Origin of the sequence: Amycolatopsis circi (assembly GCF_003385235.1) — a bacterium.
Taxonomy (GTDB): Bacteria; Actinomycetota; Actinomycetes; order Mycobacteriales; family Pseudonocardiaceae; genus Amycolatopsis; species Amycolatopsis circi.
The window spans coordinates 68,647-90,984 of the sequence record NZ_PQIA01000008.1 but is presented as its reverse complement, the minus strand read 5'-3'; the positions used below and the strand labels follow the sequence as shown (position 1 = coordinate 90,984).

Sequence of the window (22,338 nt, the reverse complement as noted above, 5' to 3'; positions counted from 1 at the left end):
AAACCTCCGTCAGGACGGGATGCTGTCGGCGTCGTCGGCCGACCCCTCGGCCTCGACCTCCTTGATCGCTTCGGCGGCCCGCTGCAACGCGGGAAGCGCCTGCAAAGCCTTGTCGGCGGTGAGCCGCATGACCGGGGCCTGCACCGCCACCGCGAGATTCGACCGTCCGGTGCGGCTGGGGACCAGCACCGCCACGCACACGAGCCCGGGAAGGAATTCCTCGTCGTCGAGGGCGAATCCGTCGCGCCGGATGCGGGCGAACTCCTCCTCCAGCGCGTCGAGATCGGTGACCGTCTTGGCCGTGTACTGCTTGAGCGGAGCGTGCGCGAGGAGCTTGCGCCGCTGCGCCGGGCTCATCTGCGAGAGGATGATCTTGCCACTGGCCGAGCAGTGGATCGGCACGCGCGAACCGGGCCGCAGGTAGAACCGCAGCGGCTCGGGCGTTTCGACGCGGTCGAGGTAGACGATCTCGCTGCCCGACAGCGCGGTGATGTTGCAGCTCTCCCCCAGCTCGTCGACCAGGTGGTTGAGCACCGCGCGCCGGGCGCCGTGATGCGTCGCGTTGAGCAGCAGGTTCTCCGCGAGGCGGCGCAGCCGGTCGCCGGTGCCGTAATGCCGCCCGTCGGCCTGGCGCACGAGCAGGCCCGCGCCTTCCAGCTGCTGCAGCATCCGGTGCAGCGTCGGCTTCGGCAGGCCGGTCTCCTCGACCAGGCCCTGCAGCGTCACCAGCTGGTCCTTCGCCGCGATCAGCTCGAGCAGCGAGAACAGCCGCATGGTCGGGGTGTCTCCGTCGAGGCCCGCGCCGTCCGGCTCGCGCACGAGTTCCACGGCGCTGGTCTTCCGCAACTCACTCACGTTCCGAAAACTAGCACATCCTGTCTCGTTTTCCATCCACTACCGGTTGACCTCCCGCGCGTGGCGTCCTATCGTCCATCGCGTTCAGCTTTTACGAACCTCACGTACCGAAAACCAAGACTTTCAGCGTCGAAGGAGTTCAATCATGGCGGAGAGGAAGACGGGCGACGGCCGCACCGTCGTCAGCGGGCCGGCGAAGATGACCCCGTCGGAGGCCTTCGTCGAGACGATGGTGGCCAACGGCGTCACCGACATCTTCGGCATCATGGGCTCGGCGTTCATGGACGCGATGGACATCTTCGCGCCCGCCGGCATCCGGCTCGTCCCGGTCGTGCACGAGCAGGGCGCCGCGCACATGGCCGACGGCTACGCCCGGGTGAGCGGACGGCACGGCGTGGTCATCGGGCAGAACGGGCCCGGCATCAGCAACTGCGTCACCGCGATCGCCGCGGCGTTCTGGGCGCACAGCCCGGTCGTGATGATCACGCCCGAGGCGGGCACGATGGGCACCGGCCTCGGCGGCTTCCAGGAGGCCAACCAGCTGCCGATGTTCCAGGAGTTCACCAAGTACCAGGCGCACGTCAACAACCCGAAGCGGATGGCCGAGTACACCGCGCGGGCCTTCGACCGGGCGCACGCGGAACTCGGCCCGACCCAGCTGAACATCCCGCGCGACTACTTCTACGGCGAGATCGAGACCGAGATCCCGGAGCCGCAGCGGCTCGACCGCGGCCCCGGCGGCGACAAGAGTCTCGCCCAGGCGGCCGAACTGCTCGCCAGCGCCGAATTCCCGGTGATCATCTCCGGCGGCGGCGTCGTGATGTCCGACGGCGTGGACGAGTGCAAGGCGCTCGCCGAACGCCTCGGCGCGCCGGTCGTCAACAGCTACCAGCACAACGACAGCTTCCCGGCCAGCCACCCGCAGTGGTGCGGCCCGCTCGGCTACCAGGGCTCCAAGGCCGCGATGAAGCTGATCTCGCAGGCGGACGTGGTGATCGCGCTCGGCACCCGGCTCGGGCCGTTCGGCACCCTGCCGCAGCACGGCATGGACTACTGGCCCAAGAACGCGAAGATCATCCAGATCGACGCCGACCACAAGATGCTCGGCCTGGTCAAGAAGATCACCGTCGGCATCTGCGGCGACGCGAAGGCCGCCGCGGCCGCGCTGACCGAGCGCCTCGCCGACCGCACGCTCGCCAGCGACGCCACCCGCGACGAACGCGCCGGGCGCATCAAGGCCGAGAAGGACGCGTGGGAAGAAGAACTCACCGAGTGGACCCACGAGAAGGACCCCTACTCCCTCGACATGATCTCCGAGCAGGAGCAGGAAGAGGGCAACTGGTTGCACCCGCGCCAGGTCCTGCGCGAGCTGGAGAAGGCCATGCCCGCGCGGGTGATGGTGTCCACCGACATCGGCAACATCAACTCGGTCGCGCACAGCTACTTGCGCTTCGAGGAGCCGCGGTCGTTCTTCGCGCCGATGTCTTTCGGCAACTGCGGTTACGCGCTGCCGACCATCATCGGTGCCAAGGCCGCCGCCATGGACCGGCCAGCGATCGCGTACGCCGGTGACGGCGCGTGGGGCATGAGCATGGGCGAGGTCATGACCGCGGTGCGGCACGACATCCCGGTCACCGCCGTCGTGTTCCACAACCGCCAGTGGGGCGCGGAAAAGAAGAACCAGGTCGACTTCTACGACCGCCGTTTCGTCGCGGGAGAACTGGAAAGCGAGAGCTTCGCCGGAATCGCGCAGGCGATGGGCGCGGACGGCATCGTCGTGGACAAGCTCGAGGACGTCGGCCCGGCGCTGCAGAAGGCCGTCGACGCGCAAATGAACGAGGGCCGCACCACGGTCATCGAGATCATGTGCACCCGCGAGCTGGGCGACCCGTTCCGCCGCGACGCGCTCTCGAAGCCGGTCCGGTTCCTGGAGAAGTACCAGGACTACGTGTAAGCACCTCGTGAGTGTTCATCCCGGTTAGAACCGTGACGAACACTCACGACCCCCCTGCCCGGCCGAGCCCTTGCGCCCGGCCGGGCTTTTTCACGCCCGCCCCCGATCTGGCACCGGCGATCGGCCTCTTTCTGGCTCTGGGCGTGGACCAGAAAGATTGCGATCGTCGACACATTCCCGTTCCGCACACACAGGAGGTCGCCAGGTGAACGTCACGGAGCTGCGGGCCACTGCCCGCCGACACCTCGGGCCGCACTTCACGCGCAAGGACACCTGGCAGAGCGAGTTCCCGGTGTTCGTCCGCGGCGAGGGCAGCTACCTGATCGACACCGAGGGCCGCCGTCACCTCGACGGCCTCGCCGGGCTGTTCTGCGTCAACATGGGCCACGGCCGCGCGGACATCGCCAAGGCCGCGGCCGACCAGGTCGGCACCCTCGCCTACGCCAGCAACTGGGGCTCGGCGCACCCGCCGTCGATCGAAGCGGCCCGGATCATCGCCGACCTTGCCCCCGGCGACCTCGGCACCACGTTCTTCGTGAACTCCGGTTCGGAGGCGGTCGAGACCGCGCTGAAGTTCGTCCGGCAGTACCACCGCAGCCAGGGCGCCCCGGAGCGGACGAAGATCATCAGCCGCGAAATGGCCTACCACGGAACGACGATGGGCGCGCTGTCGGTCACCGGCCTGCCCAAGATCAAGGAGCCGTTCGGCCCGCTGCTGCCGGGCATCCGGCACGTCCCGAACACCCTCGGCTTCACCGGCGACTGCGGCCCGGCCGACCAGCTGGACTGCGTCCGCGCCATCGAGGCGGTCATCCTCGAGGAAGGCCCGGAGACGGTCGCCGCGGTCTTCGCCGAGCCGGTCCAGAACGGCCGGGGCGCGCTGGTCCCGCCGGAGGGCTACTGGCCGGCGCTGCGGGCGCTGTGCGACAAGTACGGCATCCTGCTGGTATCCGACGAGGTCATCTGCTCGTTCGGCCGCCTGGGCCACTTCTTCGGCCACGGCCTCACCGGCGTCGTACCGGACCTGATCACCTTCGCCAAGGGCTCCACCTCGGGCTACGCCCCGCTCGGCGGCGTGATCGTGCGCGAGCAGCTGGTCACCGAGCTGTACGACTCCCCCAAGGGCGGCGTGTTCACCCACGGCGCGACGTGGGGCGGCCACCCGGTGTCGACGGCCATCGCGGTCGCCAACATCAGCGCGATGCGCGACGAGAAGGTGCCCGAGCACGTGCTCACCGAGGGCCCGAAGCTCCACGCCGCCCTGGAGTCGCTGAAGGACGCGCACCGGTGCGTCAAGGACGTCCGCGGCACCGGTTTCTTCTACGCGATCGAGCTGACAGCCGACCGCGACGGCGGCCGCGAGCTGACCGACGAGGAGTCGCTGACGGTCCTGCGAGAGGTCCTGCCGGAGGCGTTCCGCCGCACCGGAGTCATCCTCCGCGGCGATGACCGGGGCGCGACCATGCTGATGATCTCGCCCCCTCTGGTGGCCGACACGGACGTGCTGGACGAGCTGCTGCACGGCGTCGACGGCATGCTCACGGACGTGGAGAAGGCGATCCAGCCCTGAGGGATAGCCGGGACGGGCGCTGGGTACCTCGTAGGACACGGGGCACCCGGCGCCCGTCGTGCTGTCCGGGACCGGTGCGTTCTGGTCCCAGAGCATCGGTGGTATCTGGCTCTCGCGGAGGGGCCTGTTCCTTCTTACGGTGACGGGAACCACACAGCAGCTCTCAGCACATCGCGGCGGCGGCCGGCGCGGGGACATCGAGGTCCCCCCGGCTCCGCCGGAAGGAGGAGACGTGGGTTCTGCACCGGAAACAGCCGCCGAGAGCGGTCTCAAACCGGGCCTGAAGCAACGCCACATGAATCTGATCGCACTGGGCGGCGTGATCGGCGCCGGCCTGTTCGTCGGAAGCGGCGTGGTCATCCAGTCGGCCGGGCCCGCGGCGGTGGTCTCGTTCTTCATTGCCGGCCTGATCACCGTGCTCATCATGCGGATGCTGGCCGAAATGACCGTCGCGCGGCCCGCGCTCGGCTCGTTCTACGTGTACGCCAGGGAGGCGATGGGCAACCGGGCGGGCTTCACCGTCGGCTGGATGTACTGGTACTTCTTCGTGATCGTCGTGGCCGTGGAAGCGGTGGCCGGCGGCCGGATCCTGCAGCTGTGGCTGCCGAACGTGCCCCTGTGGGTGCTCAGCCTGGGATTGCTCCTGCTGCTGACCGCGACGAACCTGGTCTCCGCGCGGTCCTACGGCGAGTTCGAGTACTGGTTCTCCTCGATCAAGGTCATCGCGATCCTGGTCTTCCTGGTGGTCGGAGCCCTGTACCTGTTCGGCGTCTGGCCCGGAGCCCACGGAGGCTTGGGCAACCTGGTCTCCCATGGCGGTTTCGCCCCGATGGGCATCGGCGCGGTGCTAGCCGCAGTCGTCCCCTGCGTCGGCTTCTACACCGGTGCCGAGATCGTCACCATCGCCGCCGCCGAGTCCGCCGAACCGCGCCGCGCGATCGCCAAAGCCATGCGCTCCATCGTGTTCCGCGTGGTGCTGTTCTACGTCGGCTCGGTCTTCGTGGTGGTCGCGGTCAAGGCCTGGAACGCCCCCGACACCGCCGTCAGCCCGTACGCCGCGGTCCTGGACGTCCTCGGCATCCCCGCAGTGGCAACGATCATGAACGCGATCGTGCTGACGGCAGTGCTCTCCTGCCTGAACTCGGCGCTCTACACGTCCTCGCGGATGCTTTTCGCCCTGACCCGCAACGGCGACGCCCCGAAGATGTTCACGAAACTGTCCCGCAGCGGCGTCCCCCGCCGAGCCATCATCGCCGGAACGGTCATCGGCTACGTCTCCGTCATCGCCGCGTACACCTCGCCGAACCTCATCTTCCAGTTCCTGGTGAACTCCTACGGCGCGGTCGCGCTGTTCGTGTACCTCGCCATCGCGCTGGCCCAGGTCCGGCTGCGGAAACGGCTGCAGAACACCGATCCCGGCGCGCTGAGCCTGAAAATGTGGCTGTTCCCGTGGCTCAGCTACGCGACGATCGCCTTGATGGCGTCGGTCATCTTGGCCATGGCGTTCCTACCGACGACCCGCTCGCAATTCTGGCTGAGCGCGGTGACCCTGGCGTTGATCCTGATCGCGTACCAGGTCCGGAAGCGCCGACCGGCCGGTCCCGCAGTCACGGCGGAAACGGACTCCACACGGGGCGAGGCCGGCGTCGCTTCGACCTGACCAGTTCGGCCGCAGTCCATGGCAGGGCAAGCGATCCTTGCCGAGGCGGTCCCGATCGGCTGGACGCCAGCTCTGAATCCTGGCCCGGCCAGCCCCGGGACCGGCTGGCCATCCAGCCGGTCCCGGTCTGCCGGTCCCTCGCAGTCCGAGCAGCCTCTGGCCAAACCGGTTCCTTCGCGCTCCGCACCCGGGCCGCCCATCTCTGGTACCCCGCGATGCCGCGATTCTGGACCTACCGCCACGACCAGGCGTGCCCCAAGGTGAACCCGTCCGCCCGCGCCGTGGAGGTCTGATGCCGCATCCCGCCCAGGCCGTCCGATGACCTTCTGGCAGCTGTCCCCCGCGGCAATGACCTTCGCCGTCGCCGCATTGCTCGCCGGAGGCCTGATCCGCGGCTACTCCGGCTTCGGCGCGTCATTGGTGTGGGTGAGCTGCCTATGCCTGGTCCTGCCGCCACCAGCGGTAGTCCCGAGCACACTCCTGCTGGAAATAGCCTGCAGCGTGACCCTGCTGCCGAAAGCCTGGCCCGACGCCCACCGCCTCTCCGTACGCTGGCTGCTGACCGGTGCTCTCCTGGGATTGCCACTCGGAATCTGGCTCCTGGCAGCGTTACCGGAACGAGCAACAAGGCTGACCGTCGGACTGGCAGTAGGAATCTCAGCGCTAGCCCTAGCCGTCACCCACCGAACCCGCCGCCTCCCCGGCCGACCCGGCCTAGCGGGAGCAGGCACCGCCTTCGGAATCCTCAACGGCGCCTGCGGAATGGGCGGCCCGCCTGTCGTCCTGATGTACCTGGCGTCTCCGCTGCCGATGGCAGCGAACCGCGCGAGCCTGGTCGTCTTCTTCCTGGCAGCCGACTCGATGACAGTCGCCACCGCAGGCACCGGCGGCCTGCTCACCGGTGACGTCCTCCGGCAAACCGCGCTCTTCCTCCCCGTCGCGCTTGCCGGAGTCGCCGCCGGAACCTGGCTGTACCGCCGCGGAGGCGGCGATGTCCGCCGGATCGTGCTGGGAATCCTCGCGGTGCTGTCCCTCGCGTTGGTGGGCCAGGCGGTGGTCGCGTGATCCTGGCCGCGTTGGCCGTGGCCTTCGCGGGCCTCATCGGCGGACTCACCGGATTCGGCGCCTCGCTGGTCGGCACGCCCCTGCTGCTGCTCATCGGGCTCCCGCTGCCGCAGGTGGTGGTGATCAACCTGATCGCCACCATGATCACCAGGCTGGCCGTCCTCCACCGCGAGCGGAACCACATCGACTGGCGACGCGTGGCGGTCCTCGGCGCGGCAAGCCTCCCCGGCGCCGCCGCGGGCGCGCTCACCGTGCACTGGCTTTCGCCGCACGATCTGCGCATCATGGCGGGCACCGTGGTCGTGCTCTCGGGCCTGCGGCTCCTGCTCCGCCCGACCCGCCAGGCCCACCCCGCGACCGCGGTCAAGCAGACCGCCGCCGGCCTGCTCGGCGGCTACCTGTCCACGACGACATCCCTGAACGGCGCGCCGCCGGCCGTCCTGCTCGCCTCCGCGAAGGTCCCGCCGCGCACGTTCGTCGGCGACCTGGCGGGCTACTTCGTGGTGACGAACTGCCTGTCCCTGATCCTCCTGGCGGCCGCGGGCCACCTCGACACCGCCGGACTGGGCACGCGGCTGCCGGTACTGGTCGTCGCCGCGCTGGCCGGGAACATTGTCGGCGGCAGGCTCATCGGCCGGGTTCCCAGGGCGGTGTTCGACCGGGCGATCGTCGGGCTGATCGTGGCGTCCGGCGTCGTGACGATGATCAGCGCCTGACCGTCTCGTGGCGAAAGCGCCCGCCTGCCCTACCACGGGTCCACCAAGGCCTCACCCGCCGATGCTCTGATGGTCACAGTCACGTTCCGAGCCGAATTGTCGAAGGAGCCGCGCTGTGGTCGTCTTCATGAACAAGCTGATCCTGACCGGATCGGCCGAGGAGCTGGAATCGGCGTACGCGAAAGTGGCCGAGTTCATGCTGGGGCAACCCGGTCTGGTCAGCTACAAGTTCCTGCGCTCGGTCGCCGACCCGGGCGTCTACTTCAACATCGCCGAATGGACCGACCGCGCGGCGCTGGACAAGGCGATGGCCGATCCGGAGTTCCATGCCCGGGTGAGCAAGGTGTTCCCGCTCATCAAGGGCGACCCGCACATCGCCACCGTCGTCCAGGACGGGGCCGCCGCGGCGGCGTGACCGGCGGACACCGCAGAAGGGCCGGGTGCTCCCCGGCCCTTCTGCCGTGTCCGCCGGTCACATCGCGACGCTCGCCGCGCCGTCCACGGCCAGGACGGCACCCGTCGCGAAACCGGCCTCGGGGCGGGCCAGAGTGCGCACCCACCAAGCGATCTCTTCGGGACGGCCGATCCGGCCCAGCGGCACCTTGGCCCGCTGCGTCTCCCGCAGCCGGACGATCTGCTCGGCAGAGAAACCCGAGTTCTCCGCGATCTCGGTGTCGACCGGGCCGGGCGCGACCGCGACAACCCGGACGCCCTGCGGCGCCAGTTCGACCGCCCAGGTCCGGGTCAGGAAATCCAGCCCCGCTTTGCTGGCTCCGTATACCGAGTTCATCGGCCAGCCGCGGACCGCGCCGGACGTGCTGACGTTGACCACCGTGCCCGCGCTGAGTCGGAGCCACGGCAGACAGGCCTGGGCCAGCAGCAACGGGGCGACCAGGTTCGTCTCCACCTGCTCGCGAGCCTGCTTCGCGTCGATGCCGCCGAGCGGCGCCCGCACCACGACGGCCGCGTTGTTGACCAGCACGTCGATCCGGCCGAACTCCGCCGCCGCGGCCTCCGCGATGCGTTTCGCGGCCCCGTCGGCGGTGATGTCGGCGGCGAAAGGCCGGATTTCCGGCCGGTTCCGGGCGGTCTCGGCGAGTTTGCTCCCGGTCCGGCCGACCGCCAGCACGCCGGCGCCTTCGGCGGCGAAACCGTGGGCGACCGCGCGGCCGATGCCCGACCCGGCACCGGTCACCACCACCGCGGTCACGCGCCTGCCGCTTTCGGCCGATCGGCTGCCTGCTGAAGGTCCCGAGCCGCCTGCGTGCGCAGCGGAGCCACCGCGGACTCGGCAAGCTCCGGGCTTTCCACGACCGCGGTGTGCCGCAACGTCACCTTGACTCCTTCTGCCGCTTCGTCGAACGTCCAGCGCCCGACATAGGCGGAAATCCCGGACGGCAGCGAAGCACGCTTGTAGGCGATGTGCCGCGGCGGCAACAGTGCCAGGTCCATGCCTCGCCAATCCTGGTGCCGGTACACCGATTCGCAGACCGCGGCCGGCTCGCCCGGCACGACGACGGAGTCCTCAAAGGACACTGTCAGCGCGGCCAGGTCGAGGCCCCGCCTCGCGGATTCCTCCAGTGAGGCCAGTTCCGCCTTGCTGTTGTGGTCGACCACCTCGGAAATCCAGGCGAGGCTGGCCGGATCGTCGTCGATCGCCCGGTATTCGTGCCCGAACACCACCCGGGTGCGCTGCCCGTCCAGGTCCTCCATTCGCCAGTAGCCGCCCATCCGGGCCACCGGCGGCTGCGACACCTCCTGGCGGAATTCGATCGTCCGGCGCACCGGGTCCAGCTTCCGGAACGAGGTCCAGTTCTTGACCTCTCCCTTTGCGGTGGCCCAGATCCGGAACCGTTCGGCGCCGCCGCCCCGTTCCAGGTGCTCGACGTGCACCGTCGGCCCGAACAGCACCGGCCACCTCGCCACGTCGGCGATCAGCGCGTAGACCGCATCGGCGGGCAGCGAGACCGTCCCCTCGTGGACGACGCTGACCGTGCCCGTCGCGGTTTCCGGGGCGGCCATCAGTAGTTCCCGAGCCCGCCGCAGACGTTGATCGCCTGCGCGGTGATCGGAGCCGCGGTCTCGGTGGTCAAATAGGACACCAGCCCGGCGACCTCGTCGGCAGTGGTGTAGCGGCCGAGCGGGATCTTCGCCTCGAACCGTTCGAGCACGTCTTCCTCGGTGGTGCCCCAGATCCGCGCGTAATTCCCGCGGATGTGCCCGGCCATCGGGGTTTCGACGTATCCGGGGCAGACCGCGTTCACGGTGACCCCGGTCCTCGCCAATTCCAGCCCGAGCGCCTTGGTGAACCCGACCACGCCGTGTTTCGACGCCGAATACGGCGCGCCGAGCACGACTCCTTGCTTGCCGCCGGTCGACGCGATGTTGATCACCCGGCCCCGGCCCCGCTCGAGCATTCCGCCCGCGTTCAGCACTTCCCGGGTGACCAGGAAGACGCTGTTCAGATTGGTGTCGATGACGTCGAACCACACCTCGTCGGTGATCTGCGCGGTCGGCCCGCCGCCGGGCCGTCCCGCGTTGTTCACCAGCACGTCGACCGGGCCGAACCGTTCGGTCGCGCCGCGCACGAGGTCCTTGACGGCGGTGCCTGCGCGGACGTCGCAGGCGGTCCCGTCCGCGTCGAAGCCCTTGTCCCGCAAGTCTGCCACCGTGTCGACGACGCGTTGCTTGTCCCTTCCGCACAGGAACACGCTGAACCCGCCGGAGGCGAGCGCGGCCGCCACCGCCAGCCCGATGCCGCTCGTCCCTCCGGTCACGATCGCGTGCTGCTTGTCTCCCCGGGTCATCGCGGTCCTTTCTCCTCGGGCGAATGGTGCTTTCCCAGCTTCTCCGCCGCCGATGAGTTCCGGGTAGACGAATGGTAAGGACGCCCGCGCGTTTACCGGCGCTCCAGCGGGTTTTGAAAACATCGTCCGAGAACGCTCGCCCGACCGCAAAGGAATGCCATGACGAGTCTCGTTCCCGAACTGATCCCGGTTTCCGACGACGTTCTCCTGAATGTCCAGCACTTCTACGCGCGGCAGATGTTCCTGCTCGACGAAAACCGGGTGGCCGAATGGCTGGACACCTTCGCCGACGACGGCGTTTTCCGGTCCACCGGCCTGCCCGAACCGCTCGGAGGCCGCGCTGCCATCGAAAAGCTGACCAGGGCCGGGGTCGAGGAGCGCCGGTGCCGGGGCGCGGTGCACCGGCATCTGCTGACCGGGCTGCACGCGGACGGCAGGCCGGACGGCTCGCTCGTCGCGCGTTCCTATGTGCTGGTGGTGGAAACCCTGCCGGAAGAGACCAGCCGGGTCTGGGCAAGCACGGTGTGCCAAGACGTCCTCTTCCGCCGCGGCGGCGGCTGGCTGGTGCGGAGCCGCCAGGTCAGCCTCGACCGCAAGGGCCACGCCGCTCCGGTGCTGGAGACCTCGTGACGCGCCCCGGTCTGGTCGAGGTCGCGGACGGCGTTTTCGCTTACCTGCAACCGGACGGCGGGTGGTGTCTCAACAACGCCGGCGTGGTGCCCTCGGCCGAGGGCACCACGGTGATCGACACGGCCGCCACCGAATCGAGGGCCCGCGCGCTGCGTGCCGCGATCGGCACCGTGACCGACGTCCGGCCGCGCACCGTCGTCAACACCCACAGCCACGGCGATCACACCTTCGGCAATTTCGTCTTCGGTCCGGAGACGGAAATCATCGCGCACGAACTGGGCCGTGCCGAGGCGATCGAGAACGGCCTCGCGCTGCAGAACCTGTGGCCGGACGTCGGATGGGGCGACGTGGTGCTGAAACCGGCGACCACTACCTTCGCCGAGCGCCTCGTGCTGCACCGCGAAGACAGGACGATCGAACTGCTGCACCTCGGCACCGCCCACACCACCAATGACGTCGTGGTGTGGCTGCCCGAAGAGCGCGTGCTGTTCACCGGCGACATCGCGCTGTCCGGCTGCACGCCGTTCGTCCTGATGGGTTCGGTCTCCGGATCGCTGGCGGTGCTGGAGCGGCTTCGCGAACTCCCCGCGCAGACAGTCGTCTGCGGTCATGGGTCGCTGGCCGGACCCGAGGTGCTCGACGCCAACGCGCGGTATTTGCGGTGGCTGCAAGGAATCGCGGCGGACGCGATCGCCGGCGGGCGCACCCCGCTCGAAGCCGCCGCCGAGGCCGATCTCGGCGAGTTCGCGGGGTTGCGGGACTCCGAGCGACTGGTGGCGAATCTGCATCGGGCGTTCGCCGAACACCGCGGCGCGGCGCCCGGCGTGCCGCTCGACGTCGTCGGCGTCTTCGCGGAAATGGTCGCCCACCACGGCGGGCTCCCTGTGTGCCACGCCTGACACCCGACAGCACCGCACGGCCCGGCCGGTTTCCCGGCCGGGCCGTGCGGGTCACACAGCTTGCGGAGCCGACTGGATCTCGTCGACGAGCGAAGTGCTGTGCGTGGCCGAACAGAACGCCGGATGGTCGAGCAGGCTCCGCAGGAACCCGGTCGTCGTGCTCAGTCCCGGACCCGAAACCCGGAACTCGTCGAGCGCGCGCCGCATCCTGGCCAGCGCCTGCTCGCGGTCGGGAGCCCACACGACGAGCTTGGCCAGCAGCGAGTCGTACGCGCCGGGCACCCGGTATCCGGCATAGCCGTGCGTGTCCACCCGGACGAACGGGCCGCCCGCGGGCACGAACTCGGCCAGCACCCCCGGGGCCGGGACGAAACCCCGCGCCGGGTTCTCGGCGTTGATCCGGCATTCGATCGCGCAGCCGCGGCGCACCACGTCTCGCTGGGCGAACCCCAGCGGCAGCCCGGCGGCGACCCGGATCTGCTCGCGCACCAGGTCCAGCCCGGTGGCCATTTCGGTCACCGGGTGCTCGACCTGGATCCGGCTGTTCACCTCCATGAACGAGAACGTGCCGTCCGCGCCGACCAGGAACTCGAACGTGCCCGCGCCGACGTAGCCCGCGGCGAGCGCGCTGCGCACCGCGACCCGGCCCATCTCGGCGAGCAGCGCGGGATCGAGCCCGGGTGCCGGGGTCTCCTCGACCAGCTTCTGGTGCCGCCGCTGCACCGAGCAGTCCCGTTCCCCCAGGTGCACCCCGTTGCCGTGGGCGTCGCACAGCACCTGGATCTCCACGTGCCGCGCCGGGTTCAGGTACCGCTCCAGATACACCCGCGCGTCGCCGAACAACGCGAGCGCGGTCCTGGTCGTCTCGCCGTATTTCCAGGCGAACTCGCCGGGTTCGGAGACGACCTGCATCCCCTTGCCGCCGCCGCCCGCCGCGGCCTTGAGGATCACCGGGTACCCGATCTGGTCGGCGATCCGCCGGGCCTCGTCGGCGGCGGCGACCGGTTCGAGGCTGCCCGGCAGCAGCGGCATCCCGGTCGCGGCCATCAGCGTGCGGGCCTCGACCTTGTCGCCGAGCTTGCGGATCACCTCGGCGGGCGGCCCGATCAGCGTCAGGCCGTAGCTCGCGCAGACCTCGGCGAAATCCGGTTCCTCGGAAAGGAAACCGTAGCCGGGATGCACGGCCTCGGCCCCGGTTTTCAGCGCCGCTTCGATCACCGCCGGGATGTAGAGATAGCTCGCCTTCGCTGCGGCGGGCCCGATCCGGACAGCCTCGTCGGCGAACCGCACCACCGCCGAGTCCTCGTCGGCCGCGGAATACACGGCGATCGACTTGATGCCGAGCTCCCGGCACGTCCGGGCCACCCGGAGGGCGATCTCGCCCCGGTTTGCGATCAGTACCGAACCGAACACGGCCACTCCTCGTCGTCGGTCAACGGGCAGGGAAACTGCACTAGCCGGCCTGCGCGAGAGCGAACAGCCGGGCCCCGTACTCGACCGAGGCGCCGTTCTCGGTCAGGACCGCCGCGATCCGGCCGCGGCGGTCGGCCTCCACCGGGATCATCATCTTCATCGCCTCGATGATGCCCACCTGCCTGCCGGGCACGATGACGTCGCCTTCGCTGACGAACGGCGGCGCACCGGGCTCGGGGGCGTGGTAAAAGACTCCGACGGTCTGGGCGAGCAGGTATTCGAGGTCGTCGGCGGGATCCCCGGCCGGGTCCGCCGCGACGGGCCCGGCAGCCGCCTGTTCGTCGTTCGCCGCGACCGGCCATTCCAGTTCCACCGCCACGTCGGCCGCGCGCAGCCGCAGGACCGCGGGCGGATGCCGCACCCCGGACAGCAAGCCGGACGCGTGCGTGCACACCACCTCGACCAGACGCTGGACGGTGTTCTCGGTCGTGCTCTCGTGGTCGGTCATCCGGCCAGTCCTCCGTCCGCTCGGCGGGAATCCGTCCCGCGCCGCGCCGCGCCGAACCGGCGGAACCGGGCGTGCCGCCGGGTGAGCAGTTCCATCTGCTCCTGCCCGGCCAGCCTGCCGAGTTCGCCGAGCAGCACCGCGCGCAGGCGTTCGGCGGCGAGATGGTGATCGGCCTGGACGCCGCCGGAGGGTTCCCGGATCACCGCGTCCACGACGCCGAGGCCCAGCAACCGTTCGGCGCTCACGCCGAGCGCCGCGGCGGCCTTCGGCGCGGCCTGCGCGTCCTTCCACAGAATGGCGGCGCAGCCTTCCGGGCTGATCACCGAGTACACCGCGTGCTCCCACATCAGCACTGCGTCCGCGACGGCGAGGGCGAGGGCGCCGCCGCTGCCGCCCTCTCCGGTCACCACCGCCACGATCGGCACCGGCAGCCCCGCCATCAGGCGGAGGTTCTCCGCGATCGCGATCGCCTGGCCCTGTTCCTCGGCCGCCACGCCGGGATGCGCGCCGGGCGTGTCCACCAAGGCGATCACCGGCAGCCCGAGCTTCGCCGCGATCCGCATCAGCCGCGCGGACTTCCGGTAGCCGCTCGGCTGCGGCATCCCGAACCCCGCCGCGGCGAGTTCGCTCGCATCGTGCCCCTTCTGGTGGCCGAGCACCAGCACCGGAATCCCGCCGAGGCGGCCGAGCCCTCCGACCAGGGAGGCGCTGTCGGCGGAGAGCCGGTCGCCGTGCAGTTCGACGAACTCGTCCAGCATCCGGTGGAAGTAGTCCCGCGCGGTCGGCCGGTCCAGCGCCCTCGCCGACCGCACCGCCTGCCACGGATCCCGCGCTTCGAGCGCCGCCGGGTCCCGCACCAGCGCGTCGCCGATCTCCGCCGCCGGTCCGGAAGCCCCGACGTGCCGGTTGCCCGTCGACAGCAGCCTGGCGATCGTGCTCCTCAGTTCGCCGCGCGGACAGATGAGGTCCGCCAGCCCGTGGCCGAGCAAGAACTCGGCGGTCTGGAAATCCGCGGGCAGTTCTTCCCGGATGGTCTGCTCGATCACCCGTCGCCCGGCGAAGCCCATCCGCGCGCCCGGCTCCGCCACCAGCACGTCGGCCAGGGACGCGAACGAGGCGGCCACCCCGCCGAACGTCGGGTCGGTGATCAGCGAGACAGTGAACACCCCTGCCTCGTCGAGCTGTGCGAACGCCTGGCTGGTCTTGGCCATCTGCATCAGCGACAGCGCGCCCTCCTGCATCCGGGCACCGCCGGAGGCAGTCACCACCAGCAGCGGGGTTCGGGTGTGCAGGGCCTCTTCCACGGCCTGGGTGATCAGCTCTCCGACCGCGCTGCCGAGGCTGCCGCCCATGAACCGGAAGTCCATCACCGCGACGACCACCGGCTGGCCTTCGACGGTTCCGCGCGCACACAGCACGGCCTCGTCGAGCCCAGTCTCGCGGCGTGCTTCGGCCAGCCGCTGCCGATACGGCTTCGAGTCCACGAAGCCCAGCGGGTCGGCGTCGTCGGCCCGGAACCCGAGCAGCTCCGCCGAACCCGGGTCGAGCAGCTGGGAGATCCGCTCCGGGGCGTCCACCCGGCGGTGCCTCCCGCATTCCGGGCACACCCCGAGAGACCGGGACAGCCGTTTGCCGTAGATCAGATCGCGGCACCCCGCGCAGACGACCCACTCGGCCTGGTCTGCGGGGACGCGGCGTGTCAGGGTTCCCGTCACGTGAAGCTCCTTCCTGCTCGGCGGGCCCGCTCAGCCCGCCGTGACGTTCAAGCCTTCGTTCACCAGGTCCACCAGCTCGGACGGGGAACCGACCGAGGTGACGTCGTCGTCCGCGAGCGCTACGCCGTACTCGCGCTTGATCCGAGCGGACGCTTCGAGCAGCGCCAGCGAGTCGTACCCGAGCTGTTCGAAGGTCGCGCTCGCGATTTCGCTGTCCAGATCAACGCCCTCCTCCTCGCCCGCCACCTCGCGCAGCAGGCGTTTGAGGGAGTCCAGGGTGAATTCCGCCATTTCCGAGTCCTTCCGATCAGTGCTCATTCCGCGGCTCGTTCCGCGCTCATTCCGCCGCCCGGACGACCATGGCCGAGTTGTATCCGCCGCGACCGCGGGCCAGCACGAGCGCGGCGCCGACGCGGGCGCTCCGCGGCGTGTCCCGCACCAGGTCGAGCGTGTGCTCCGGGGCGGGCTCCGCGACGTACAGCGTCGGCGGGACAACCTGGTCCCGGATGGAAAGCAGCGCGCTCGCCAGGTCGAGCGACGCCGCACCCGAATAGAGCCGGCCGGTCATCGTCTTCGGCGCGGTCACCGGAACCCCGTACGGCCCGAACACCGCGGTGATCGCGGCGCTCTCGATCCGGTCCAGGTCCGGGAGGCCCGCCGCGTCCGCGAAGACCACGTCGATTTCGCCCGGCGTCATCCCGGCCCGCTCGATGGCCAGTTCGGCCGCGCGCCGCAGACCCGGTACGCGGCCGCTGTCCCGGCGCGGGTCGAAAGTGGCCGCATAGCCGGAAATCACGCCGTAGCAGCGCGCCCCGCGTGCGGCGGCGGCCGCGCGGTCTTCGACCACGAGGATGGCTCCGCCCTCCCCTGGCACGAATCCGTCGGCCGCCGCGCTGAACGGCCGGTAACCCCGCTCGGGTTCGGCTGCGCGAGTGAGCGAGCCGGTGGCGAGCTGCGCCACCCAGCCCCACGGGCACAGCGAACCGTCCACCCCGCCGGTGACCACCAGCCGCACTCCCTTGCGCAGCTGCCGGGTCGCCTGCGCCACCGCATCGAGCCCGCCCGCCTGGTCGGTCACCACCACCCCGCTGGGACCCCGCATTCCGTTGCGGATCGAGATCTGGCCGGTGTTGACCGCATAGAACCACGCGAACGACTGGTACGCGCTGACGTACTCGCTGCCCTTGCTCCACAGCTTTTCCAGTTCGTGCTGGGCGAATTCGAACCCGCCGGACGCGCTCGCGGTGACGACGCCCATCTCGAACTCGTCGAACTCCGCGGCGTCGGCCTTCGCGTCCGCCAGGGCCCAGTCCGCGGCGACCAGCGCGAGCTGCGTCATCCGGTCGGTCTGCGGCACGAGCCTGCTCGGCAGATGCTCGTGCACCCGGAAATCCCGGATCTCGCCGAACAGCGAGGACGGGTACCGCGCCGGGTCGAAGCGGGTGATCGGGCCGATCGCGCTCCGGCCCGCGAGCGTCGCCGACCAGAACTCGTCCGCTCCCATGCCGTTCGGCGCGGTGACCCCGATCCCGGTGATCACGGCACCGGCGGTCACGACCCCGCGCCTTCCGGCTTGGTCAGCACCATCGCGCTCTGGAAGCCGCCGAACCCGCTGCCCACGCTCAGCACCGAGGACAGCCGCCGTTCCCGCGCGGTCAGCGGCACGTAGTCAAGATCGCATTCCGGATCCGGCTCGTGCAGATTCGCCGTCGGCGGGACGACTCCGTTTTCGATGGCGAGCGCGCAGGCGGCGATCTCGATCGAGCCGATCGCGCCGAGCGAATGCCCGACCATCGACTTGATCGAGCTGACCGGGGTCCGGTAGGCGTGCTCGCCGAGACTCGACTTGAACGCCGCGGTCTCGTGCCGGTCGTTCTGCCGGGTGCCGGAGCCGTGCGCGTTGACGTAGTCGATCGCCGTCCCCGGCAGCCGTGCCTCGCCCAGCGCCGCGGTGATCGCGGCGGCCATCTCCCGGCCGTCCGCGCGCAGCCCGGTCATGTGGTAGGCGTTGCAGCGCGAGGCGTACCCGGAGATCTCGGCGTAGATGTGCGCGCCGCGCCGCTGCGCGTGTTCGTACTCCTCGAGCACGAACATCGCGGAACCCTCGCCCAGCACGAAGCCGTTCCGGCTGCGGTCGAACGGGCGGGACGCGGCGCCCGGTTCGTCGTTGCGCGGCGTGGTGGCCTTGATCGCATCGAAACAGGCCAGCGTGATGCCCGCGATCGGAGCGTCCGTCGCACCGGCGATCATCACGTCGGCCACGCCGTCGCGCAGCAGATCCGTGGCGTAGCCGACCGAATCGAGCCCGGAGGTGCAGCCCGCGGAGACGACCGAGGCCGGCCCCTCGGCCCCGACCGTCCAGGCCACCTCGGCCGCCAGGGAACTCGGCACGAAATAGTCGTAGAAATGGGGAACCGCGTATTCGTGATCGGTCAGCCACGAACGTCCGCCGTCGCTGATGACCACGTATTCCTCTTCGAGTTTCATCGTGCAGCCCACCGCGCTGCCGACCGCGACACCGACCCGGCCGGGATCGAGCGCGGCGAATTCCAGTTCGCTGTCTTCGACCGCTTCGCGCGCGGTGACCACCGCGAATTGCGCCGCCCGGTCCATCCGGCGGATCTCCTGCGGACCGAGGCCGTGCGCCGCTGGGTCGAAATCGCATTCGCCTGCCACTTGAGACCGGTACGGTCCGGGATCGAGCAGTGTGATCCGGCGGGTCGCAGTACGGCCGGCGGAGATCAGGTCCCAGAACTCCTTGGCTCCGCCGCCGCCGGGAGCCATGACCCCGATTCCGGTGATCACCACTCGTCGGGCGTTCGACATGAATTGTCCACACCTTCCTGAACGGACCGCCTCGTGGCGGCATACCGAATCCGGGACGGGGTTTCCCGGCCCGTGAAACTATTCTTTCAGCGGCGGGTACAGGAAAACTAAGGCACCGCTGTGGAAACACAAGACCGCGCGGTAAAACGCGGTCAGGCGAACGCCGAGGCATGCCGAACGGCCCATTGCCGGAATGTCGCCGCCGGGCGGCCGAGCAGTCCGGGCACCGTCGGCACGCATTCGGCGCGGACGTTTCCCGGCCGGGCCAGCGCCTGCTCCAGCGCCTCCAGCACCCCGGCCACCGTCTCCTCCGGATGCCTCCGCGCCATCGCGGACCGGTGCTGGGCAAGGGAAATCGGCCGGACCTCGACGCCGCGGCCCAGCACCGCGCCGAGGACTGCGATCTGGTCGGCAGCGCTGAGCTGCTCCGGTCCGCTCAGCGCGTAGGTCTTGCCGGCGTGTCCGGGCTCGCGCAGCGCTTCCACCGCCACCGCGGCGATGTCGGCCGGATCGACCGGAGCCTGCACCAGGTCCGGAGCCGGGGTGGCGGCCGTTCCGTCCGCGCGGATCGACTCCGCCCACGCCAGTGCGTTCGACATGAACTCCCCCGGTCGCAGGATCGTCCATTCGAGCCCGGAAGAGCGCAGCGCGTCTTCCGCATCGCGGTGCCAGCGGGCGAGCGCGTTGTCCTCGCCGGAGTCCGCTGCTTCGGCCACCCCGGCCGAAGACAGCTGCACGATCCGCCGCACCCCGGCTTCCGCGGCCGCATCGACGAGGTTCGCGTCGTGGAATGCCTTGCAGTGGCCCGGCGACATCAGGAACACGCTGTCGATCCCGGCGAGCGCGCGCGGCAAACTCTCCGGCGCGCCAAGGTCTCCCGCGACGACCCGGGTCCCCGGCGGCAGCCGAGCCGCCGCCGGCCTGCGGGTCAGCGCGGTCGCCGCCACGCCGTCCGAGCTCAGCCGGGCCAGCACCGCGCCGCCGACCGTTCCTGTCGCCCCCGTCACCAGGATCATCCCGCACCTGCCTCGGCAGGGCGGTCCAGCACGATCCGCAGCGCCCGCTCCAGTTCGGCCGGCGCGGCCGGCCCCGGCGTGCGCCACGCGATGAACCGGTCCGGGCGGACCAGCACCGCGCCGGAGTCGGTCACCCCGTATGCCCGCGCCCACCGGTCCGCCACCGCCCGCTGTCCCGGCCCGCCGACCCGTCGGCCCCGCAACGGAATTCCCAGCCGTCCGGCGATCTCCGGCACCGAATCCAGCAGCCGGGCCTCGGAAGGCCCGGCCAGCAGCACGAACCCGTGGCCGAACAGGCCGATCGTCGAATCCGCCTCGCCGCCGGGCTCCAGCGGCACGTCGGGAGCGCGCGACCCCGGACGTCCGGTCGGCTTCGCCGGGTCTTCCAGCAACTCGCCGCGGTCGTCCGGCTCCCGCACCACCGCGCCGTGCGCGCACCGGTAACCGAAGACCTGCGTCACCGGGCTGACGATCTCCGCGGCGGTGCCGTCGTCCAAGCCCGGCGCGAGCCGCTGCAGAGTGTTCGCGAACTGCTGCTCGGCGATCATCTCGGCGACCGGCCGGCGCTCCGCGTCGTGACTGTCCAGCAGGCCCGGGCCTGCCTCGCCCCGGATCACGGCGGCCAGCTTCCACGCGAGATAGAACCCGTCCATGATCGCGGTGCTGCCGCCGAGCCCGCCCGGGGCCGGGACGACCTTCGCGGCGTCGCCGATCAGGTGCACCCTGCCCTCGGTGAACCGGTCCGCGATGCTCTCCACCAGCGGCGTCTCGCCAACGCCGGTCACCCGCAGGTCGAGGTCCGGCATCCCGAGACCGCGCCGGACCAGACCCGCGGCCCGTTCCGGCGGCCATTCCCGGCAGTCGACGGGCTCGTCGGTCAGCCCGCGGATGTAGCCGTACCGGCCGGGCACGTCCGTGGTGTAGAAGACCCCGGGCATGCTGTCGTCCAGCAAATGGAACAACGCGAACCGCTCGCCGTCCGCGACGCCTTCGAGTTCCGTGAGCGGACCGGACATGTCCGCGTCGAAGAACACCCGCAGCAGATGCCCGAGCACGCCCCGGCCGTGCGAGCCGATGCCCGCCCCTTCGCGGACCGGACTGCGCCGTCCGTCCGCGCCGACCAGATACCCGGCCCGCACCGTCCGCTCCGCGCCGTTCTCCCGCAGCACCGCGGTGACGCCGCTGCCGTCCTGCTCGAACGACACCAGTTCGGTGGAGAACCTCAGCTCGGCGCCGAGTTCCCCGGCCCGCTCGGCCAGGATCGGTTCGGTCCGCTCCTGGCTCGCCATCGCCCAGTCCTGCGGCGACACGTGCCGCATCGACATTTCCCCGTTGGTCATGATGCTGTGCAGCACCGGACCGGCAAGGGACTTCGCGACGACCATGTAGAACTCTTCGCTGCCGCCGGGGCCCGCCGCCCGGACCCGCTCGGCGACGCCGCCGATCGCCAGCGCCTCCATCACGTGCGGATACTGGCCCCTGGCCTTCATCACGGCCGAGGTGGACGGATGCTTCTCCACCAGCAGCGGCCGGACTCCGTGCAGGCCGAGGAACAGCGCGGCGGTCAGGCCGGCCAGTCCGCCGCCGACGATCAACGCCGGCACCTCGTCAGTCACTGCTCGCCCCTCCCCCGGCGCTCAGGCGAACCGGGGCAGCACGTGCTCGGCGAACAATTCCATGGTGCGCGCCGATTCCGCGACCGGCATGTTCCCCGCGGTCGGCTGCAGGCTGACAGTGATCTCGCCGAACCACTCGCGGATCTGCCGCACCTGGCCGACGACCTCGTCCGGAGTGCCGACGAGCACCTTCGTCTCGCGGATCTGGTCTTCGAAGCTGCTCGATTTGGCCTTCTGCGCGATCTGCTCGTAGCCGCGGTACTGCTCGCTCCGGGTGGTGGCCCACGACGTCACCGCGCCCACGAGCTTGTCGTGCGTGTTGTCGGCGTACTTCTTCCCGAGCATCCGGGCCCGCTCCGGGTCTTCGGAAAGATAGGTGTTGTAGGTCATGTGGACCTGGCCCTCGCCCTCGTGCCCGGCACCGGCGTAAGCCTTGCGGTACAACGCGAGCATGTCCTGGACCTTCTCGACCTTGTTGATCGAGGGCACCATCATCACCCCGTGGCCCGCGCGGCCCGCCGCCTCCGCGGACTCCGGGGTGCGCGCGGTCGCGACCAGGATCGGCGGATGCGGCTGCTGAAACGGCCTCGGCAGCATCGTCACCGGGCCGAACTGGCAGAACTGCCCGTCCCACACCACGTGCTCCTCGGCCCACAGCCGGCGGCACGCCTCGACGCCTTCCTCGAACCGCGCGCGGCTTTCGTCCATGGAGACCTGGAACGCCTCGAATTCGTCGGGCAGGAACGCCCGCCCGAAGCCGACGTCGAGCCGCCCCTTCGAGATGTTGTCCAGCATGGCCAGCTTTCCGGCCAGCTTCAGCGGATGCGTGAACGCCGGCAGCACCGCGCCGGTCACCAACCGGATCCGCTCGGTCCGGGCGGCCACCGCGGCCAGGAACGTCACCGGGTCGGGGCTGTACCCGCCGTAGGACGTGAAATAGTGCTCGACGGTCTTCACGTGGTCGAAGCCGAGAGCCTCGGCCAGTTCCGCCAGTTCGAGGAACTCGGCGAACAGCTGGGCGCCGCTCCTTTCCTCCGGAGTGACGTTGGGAGCGAGGTTGATGCCGAACTTCATGGTTCCTCCTCAGG

At 70.3% G+C, this 22,338-nt stretch carries 21 protein-coding genes; 8 read left to right on the top strand and 13 right to left on the bottom strand.

Going from position 1 to position 22,338, the window contains the following annotated elements; translation table 11 throughout:
* Positions 1 to 9 precede the first annotated feature (9 nt).
* Positions 10 to 855 carry an IclR family transcriptional regulator gene (locus D0D37_RS04070; RefSeq protein ID WP_116199134.1) on the bottom strand — a complete coding sequence of 282 codons (846 nt, stop codon included), beginning with the start codon at positions 853 to 855 and terminating at the stop codon, positions 10 to 12.
* A 145-nt stretch (positions 856 to 1,000) separates the two neighbouring features.
* Between D0D37_RS04070 and xsc the strand changes: the two genes are divergently transcribed.
* The 6 genes from xsc (at position 1,001) to D0D37_RS04040 (ending at position 8,235) form a co-directional block, all read left to right on the top strand.
* A complete protein-coding gene (xsc, locus tag D0D37_RS04065) occupies positions 1,001 to 2,809 on the top strand; it encodes a sulfoacetaldehyde acetyltransferase (protein ID WP_116199133.1) in 1,809 nt (602 codons plus the stop codon).
* A 205-nt stretch (positions 2,810 to 3,014) separates the two neighbouring features.
* Positions 3,015 to 4,379, top strand: a complete 1,365-nt coding sequence (locus D0D37_RS04060) for an aspartate aminotransferase family protein (RefSeq protein ID WP_116199132.1) — start codon at positions 3,015 to 3,017, stop codon at positions 4,377 to 4,379.
* A gap of 295 nt (positions 4,380 to 4,674) precedes the next feature.
* Positions 4,675 to 6,039, top strand: a complete 1,365-nt coding sequence (locus D0D37_RS04055; protein WP_244223378.1) for an amino acid permease — start codon at positions 4,675 to 4,677, stop codon at positions 6,037 to 6,039.
* A 318-nt stretch (positions 6,040 to 6,357) separates the two neighbouring features.
* Positions 6,358 to 7,104, top strand: a complete 747-nt coding sequence (locus D0D37_RS04050) for a sulfite exporter TauE/SafE family protein (RefSeq protein ID WP_116199130.1) — start codon at positions 6,358 to 6,360, stop codon at positions 7,102 to 7,104.
* The gene (locus D0D37_RS04045) at positions 7,101 to 7,820 is read left to right on the top strand and encodes a sulfite exporter TauE/SafE family protein (protein WP_116199129.1); all 720 of its coding nucleotides are present in this window, start codon (positions 7,101 to 7,103) and stop codon (positions 7,818 to 7,820) included. Before D0D37_RS04050 ends, D0D37_RS04045 begins: the two co-directional genes overlap by 4 nt.
* Before the next feature lie 115 nt (positions 7,821 to 7,935).
* Complete coding sequence (locus tag D0D37_RS04040; protein ID WP_208719791.1) at positions 7,936 to 8,235, top strand: antibiotic biosynthesis monooxygenase family protein; 300 nt, start codon at positions 7,936 to 7,938, stop codon at positions 8,233 to 8,235.
* Between the two features lie 57 nt (positions 8,236 to 8,292).
* Here D0D37_RS04040 and D0D37_RS04035 read toward each other — a convergent pair whose 3' ends face one another.
* Genes D0D37_RS04035 through D0D37_RS04025 form a run of 3 tightly spaced genes read right to left on the bottom strand, consistent with a single transcriptional unit; the run spans position 8,293 to position 10,627 of the window.
* The gene (locus D0D37_RS04035; protein ID WP_244223370.1) at positions 8,293 to 9,030 is read right to left on the bottom strand and encodes an SDR family NAD(P)-dependent oxidoreductase; all 738 of its coding nucleotides are present in this window, start codon (positions 9,028 to 9,030) and stop codon (positions 8,293 to 8,295) included.
* Positions 9,027 to 9,842, bottom strand: a complete 816-nt coding sequence (locus D0D37_RS04030) for an aromatase/cyclase (protein ID WP_116199128.1) — start codon at positions 9,840 to 9,842, stop codon at positions 9,027 to 9,029. Before D0D37_RS04030 ends, D0D37_RS04035 begins: the two co-directional genes overlap by 4 nt.
* The gene (locus D0D37_RS04025; RefSeq protein WP_116199127.1) at positions 9,842 to 10,627 is read right to left on the bottom strand and encodes an SDR family NAD(P)-dependent oxidoreductase; all 786 of its coding nucleotides are present in this window, start codon (positions 10,625 to 10,627) and stop codon (positions 9,842 to 9,844) included. The genes D0D37_RS04030 and D0D37_RS04025 overlap by 1 nt, the downstream gene beginning before the upstream one ends.
* A gap of 159 nt (positions 10,628 to 10,786) precedes the next feature.
* Here D0D37_RS04025 and D0D37_RS04020 point away from each other — a divergent pair, with 159 nt between their 5' ends.
* Both D0D37_RS04020 and D0D37_RS04015 read left to right on the top strand, forming a co-directional pair.
* Entirely contained in the window at positions 10,787 to 11,257 is a 471-nt protein-coding gene (locus tag D0D37_RS04020; RefSeq protein ID WP_116199126.1) for a nuclear transport factor 2 family protein, read from the top strand.
* A complete protein-coding gene (locus D0D37_RS04015; RefSeq protein WP_208719790.1) occupies positions 11,254 to 12,156 on the top strand; it encodes an MBL fold metallo-hydrolase in 903 nt (300 codons plus the stop codon). The genes D0D37_RS04020 and D0D37_RS04015 overlap by 4 nt, the downstream gene beginning before the upstream one ends.
* 51 nt (positions 12,157 to 12,207) lie before the next feature.
* Here the strand turns inward: D0D37_RS04015 and D0D37_RS04010 are convergent, their stop codons facing one another.
* From D0D37_RS04010 to D0D37_RS03970, 9 genes are all read right to left on the bottom strand, one after another.
* Positions 12,208 to 13,569, bottom strand: a complete 1,362-nt coding sequence (locus D0D37_RS04010) for an acetyl-CoA carboxylase biotin carboxylase subunit (RefSeq protein WP_116199125.1) — start codon at positions 13,567 to 13,569, stop codon at positions 12,208 to 12,210.
* Between the two features lie 40 nt (positions 13,570 to 13,609).
* A complete protein-coding gene (locus D0D37_RS04005; RefSeq protein WP_116199124.1) occupies positions 13,610 to 14,077 on the bottom strand; it encodes an acetyl-CoA carboxylase biotin carboxyl carrier protein in 468 nt (155 codons plus the stop codon).
* Positions 14,074 to 15,792 (bottom strand): acetyl-CoA carboxylase, carboxyltransferase subunit beta, encoded by a 1,719-nt coding sequence (gene accD, locus D0D37_RS04000; protein WP_116199123.1) that lies wholly within the window; start codon positions 15,790 to 15,792, stop codon positions 14,074 to 14,076. The genes D0D37_RS04005 and accD overlap by 4 nt, the downstream gene beginning before the upstream one ends.
* A gap of 30 nt (positions 15,793 to 15,822) precedes the next feature.
* Complete coding sequence (locus D0D37_RS03995; protein WP_244223369.1) at positions 15,823 to 16,110, bottom strand: acyl carrier protein; 288 nt, start codon at positions 16,108 to 16,110, stop codon at positions 15,823 to 15,825.
* A gap of 19 nt (positions 16,111 to 16,129) precedes the next feature.
* Entirely contained in the window at positions 16,130 to 17,347 is a 1,218-nt protein-coding gene (locus tag D0D37_RS03990; protein ID WP_116199122.1) for a ketosynthase chain-length factor, read from the bottom strand.
* Positions 17,344 to 18,618: a beta-ketoacyl-[acyl-carrier-protein] synthase family protein gene (locus D0D37_RS03985; protein ID WP_116199121.1), complete on the bottom strand. Its 1,275-nt coding sequence runs from the start codon at positions 18,616 to 18,618 to the stop codon at positions 17,344 to 17,346. The genes D0D37_RS03990 and D0D37_RS03985 overlap by 4 nt, the downstream gene beginning before the upstream one ends.
* 152 nt (positions 18,619 to 18,770) lie before the next feature.
* On the bottom strand, positions 18,771 to 19,634 hold the full coding sequence (locus D0D37_RS03980) for an NAD(P)H-binding protein (RefSeq protein WP_116199120.1): 864 nt from the start codon (positions 19,632 to 19,634) through the stop codon (positions 18,771 to 18,773).
* Positions 19,631 to 21,250: an FAD-dependent monooxygenase gene (locus tag D0D37_RS03975; protein ID WP_208719789.1), complete on the bottom strand. Its 1,620-nt coding sequence runs from the start codon at positions 21,248 to 21,250 to the stop codon at positions 19,631 to 19,633. The genes D0D37_RS03980 and D0D37_RS03975 overlap by 4 nt, the downstream gene beginning before the upstream one ends.
* A gap of 21 nt (positions 21,251 to 21,271) precedes the next feature.
* Positions 21,272 to 22,324: an LLM class flavin-dependent oxidoreductase gene (locus D0D37_RS03970; protein ID WP_116199119.1), complete on the bottom strand. Its 1,053-nt coding sequence runs from the start codon at positions 22,322 to 22,324 to the stop codon at positions 21,272 to 21,274.
* Positions 22,325 to 22,338 lie beyond the last annotated feature (14 nt).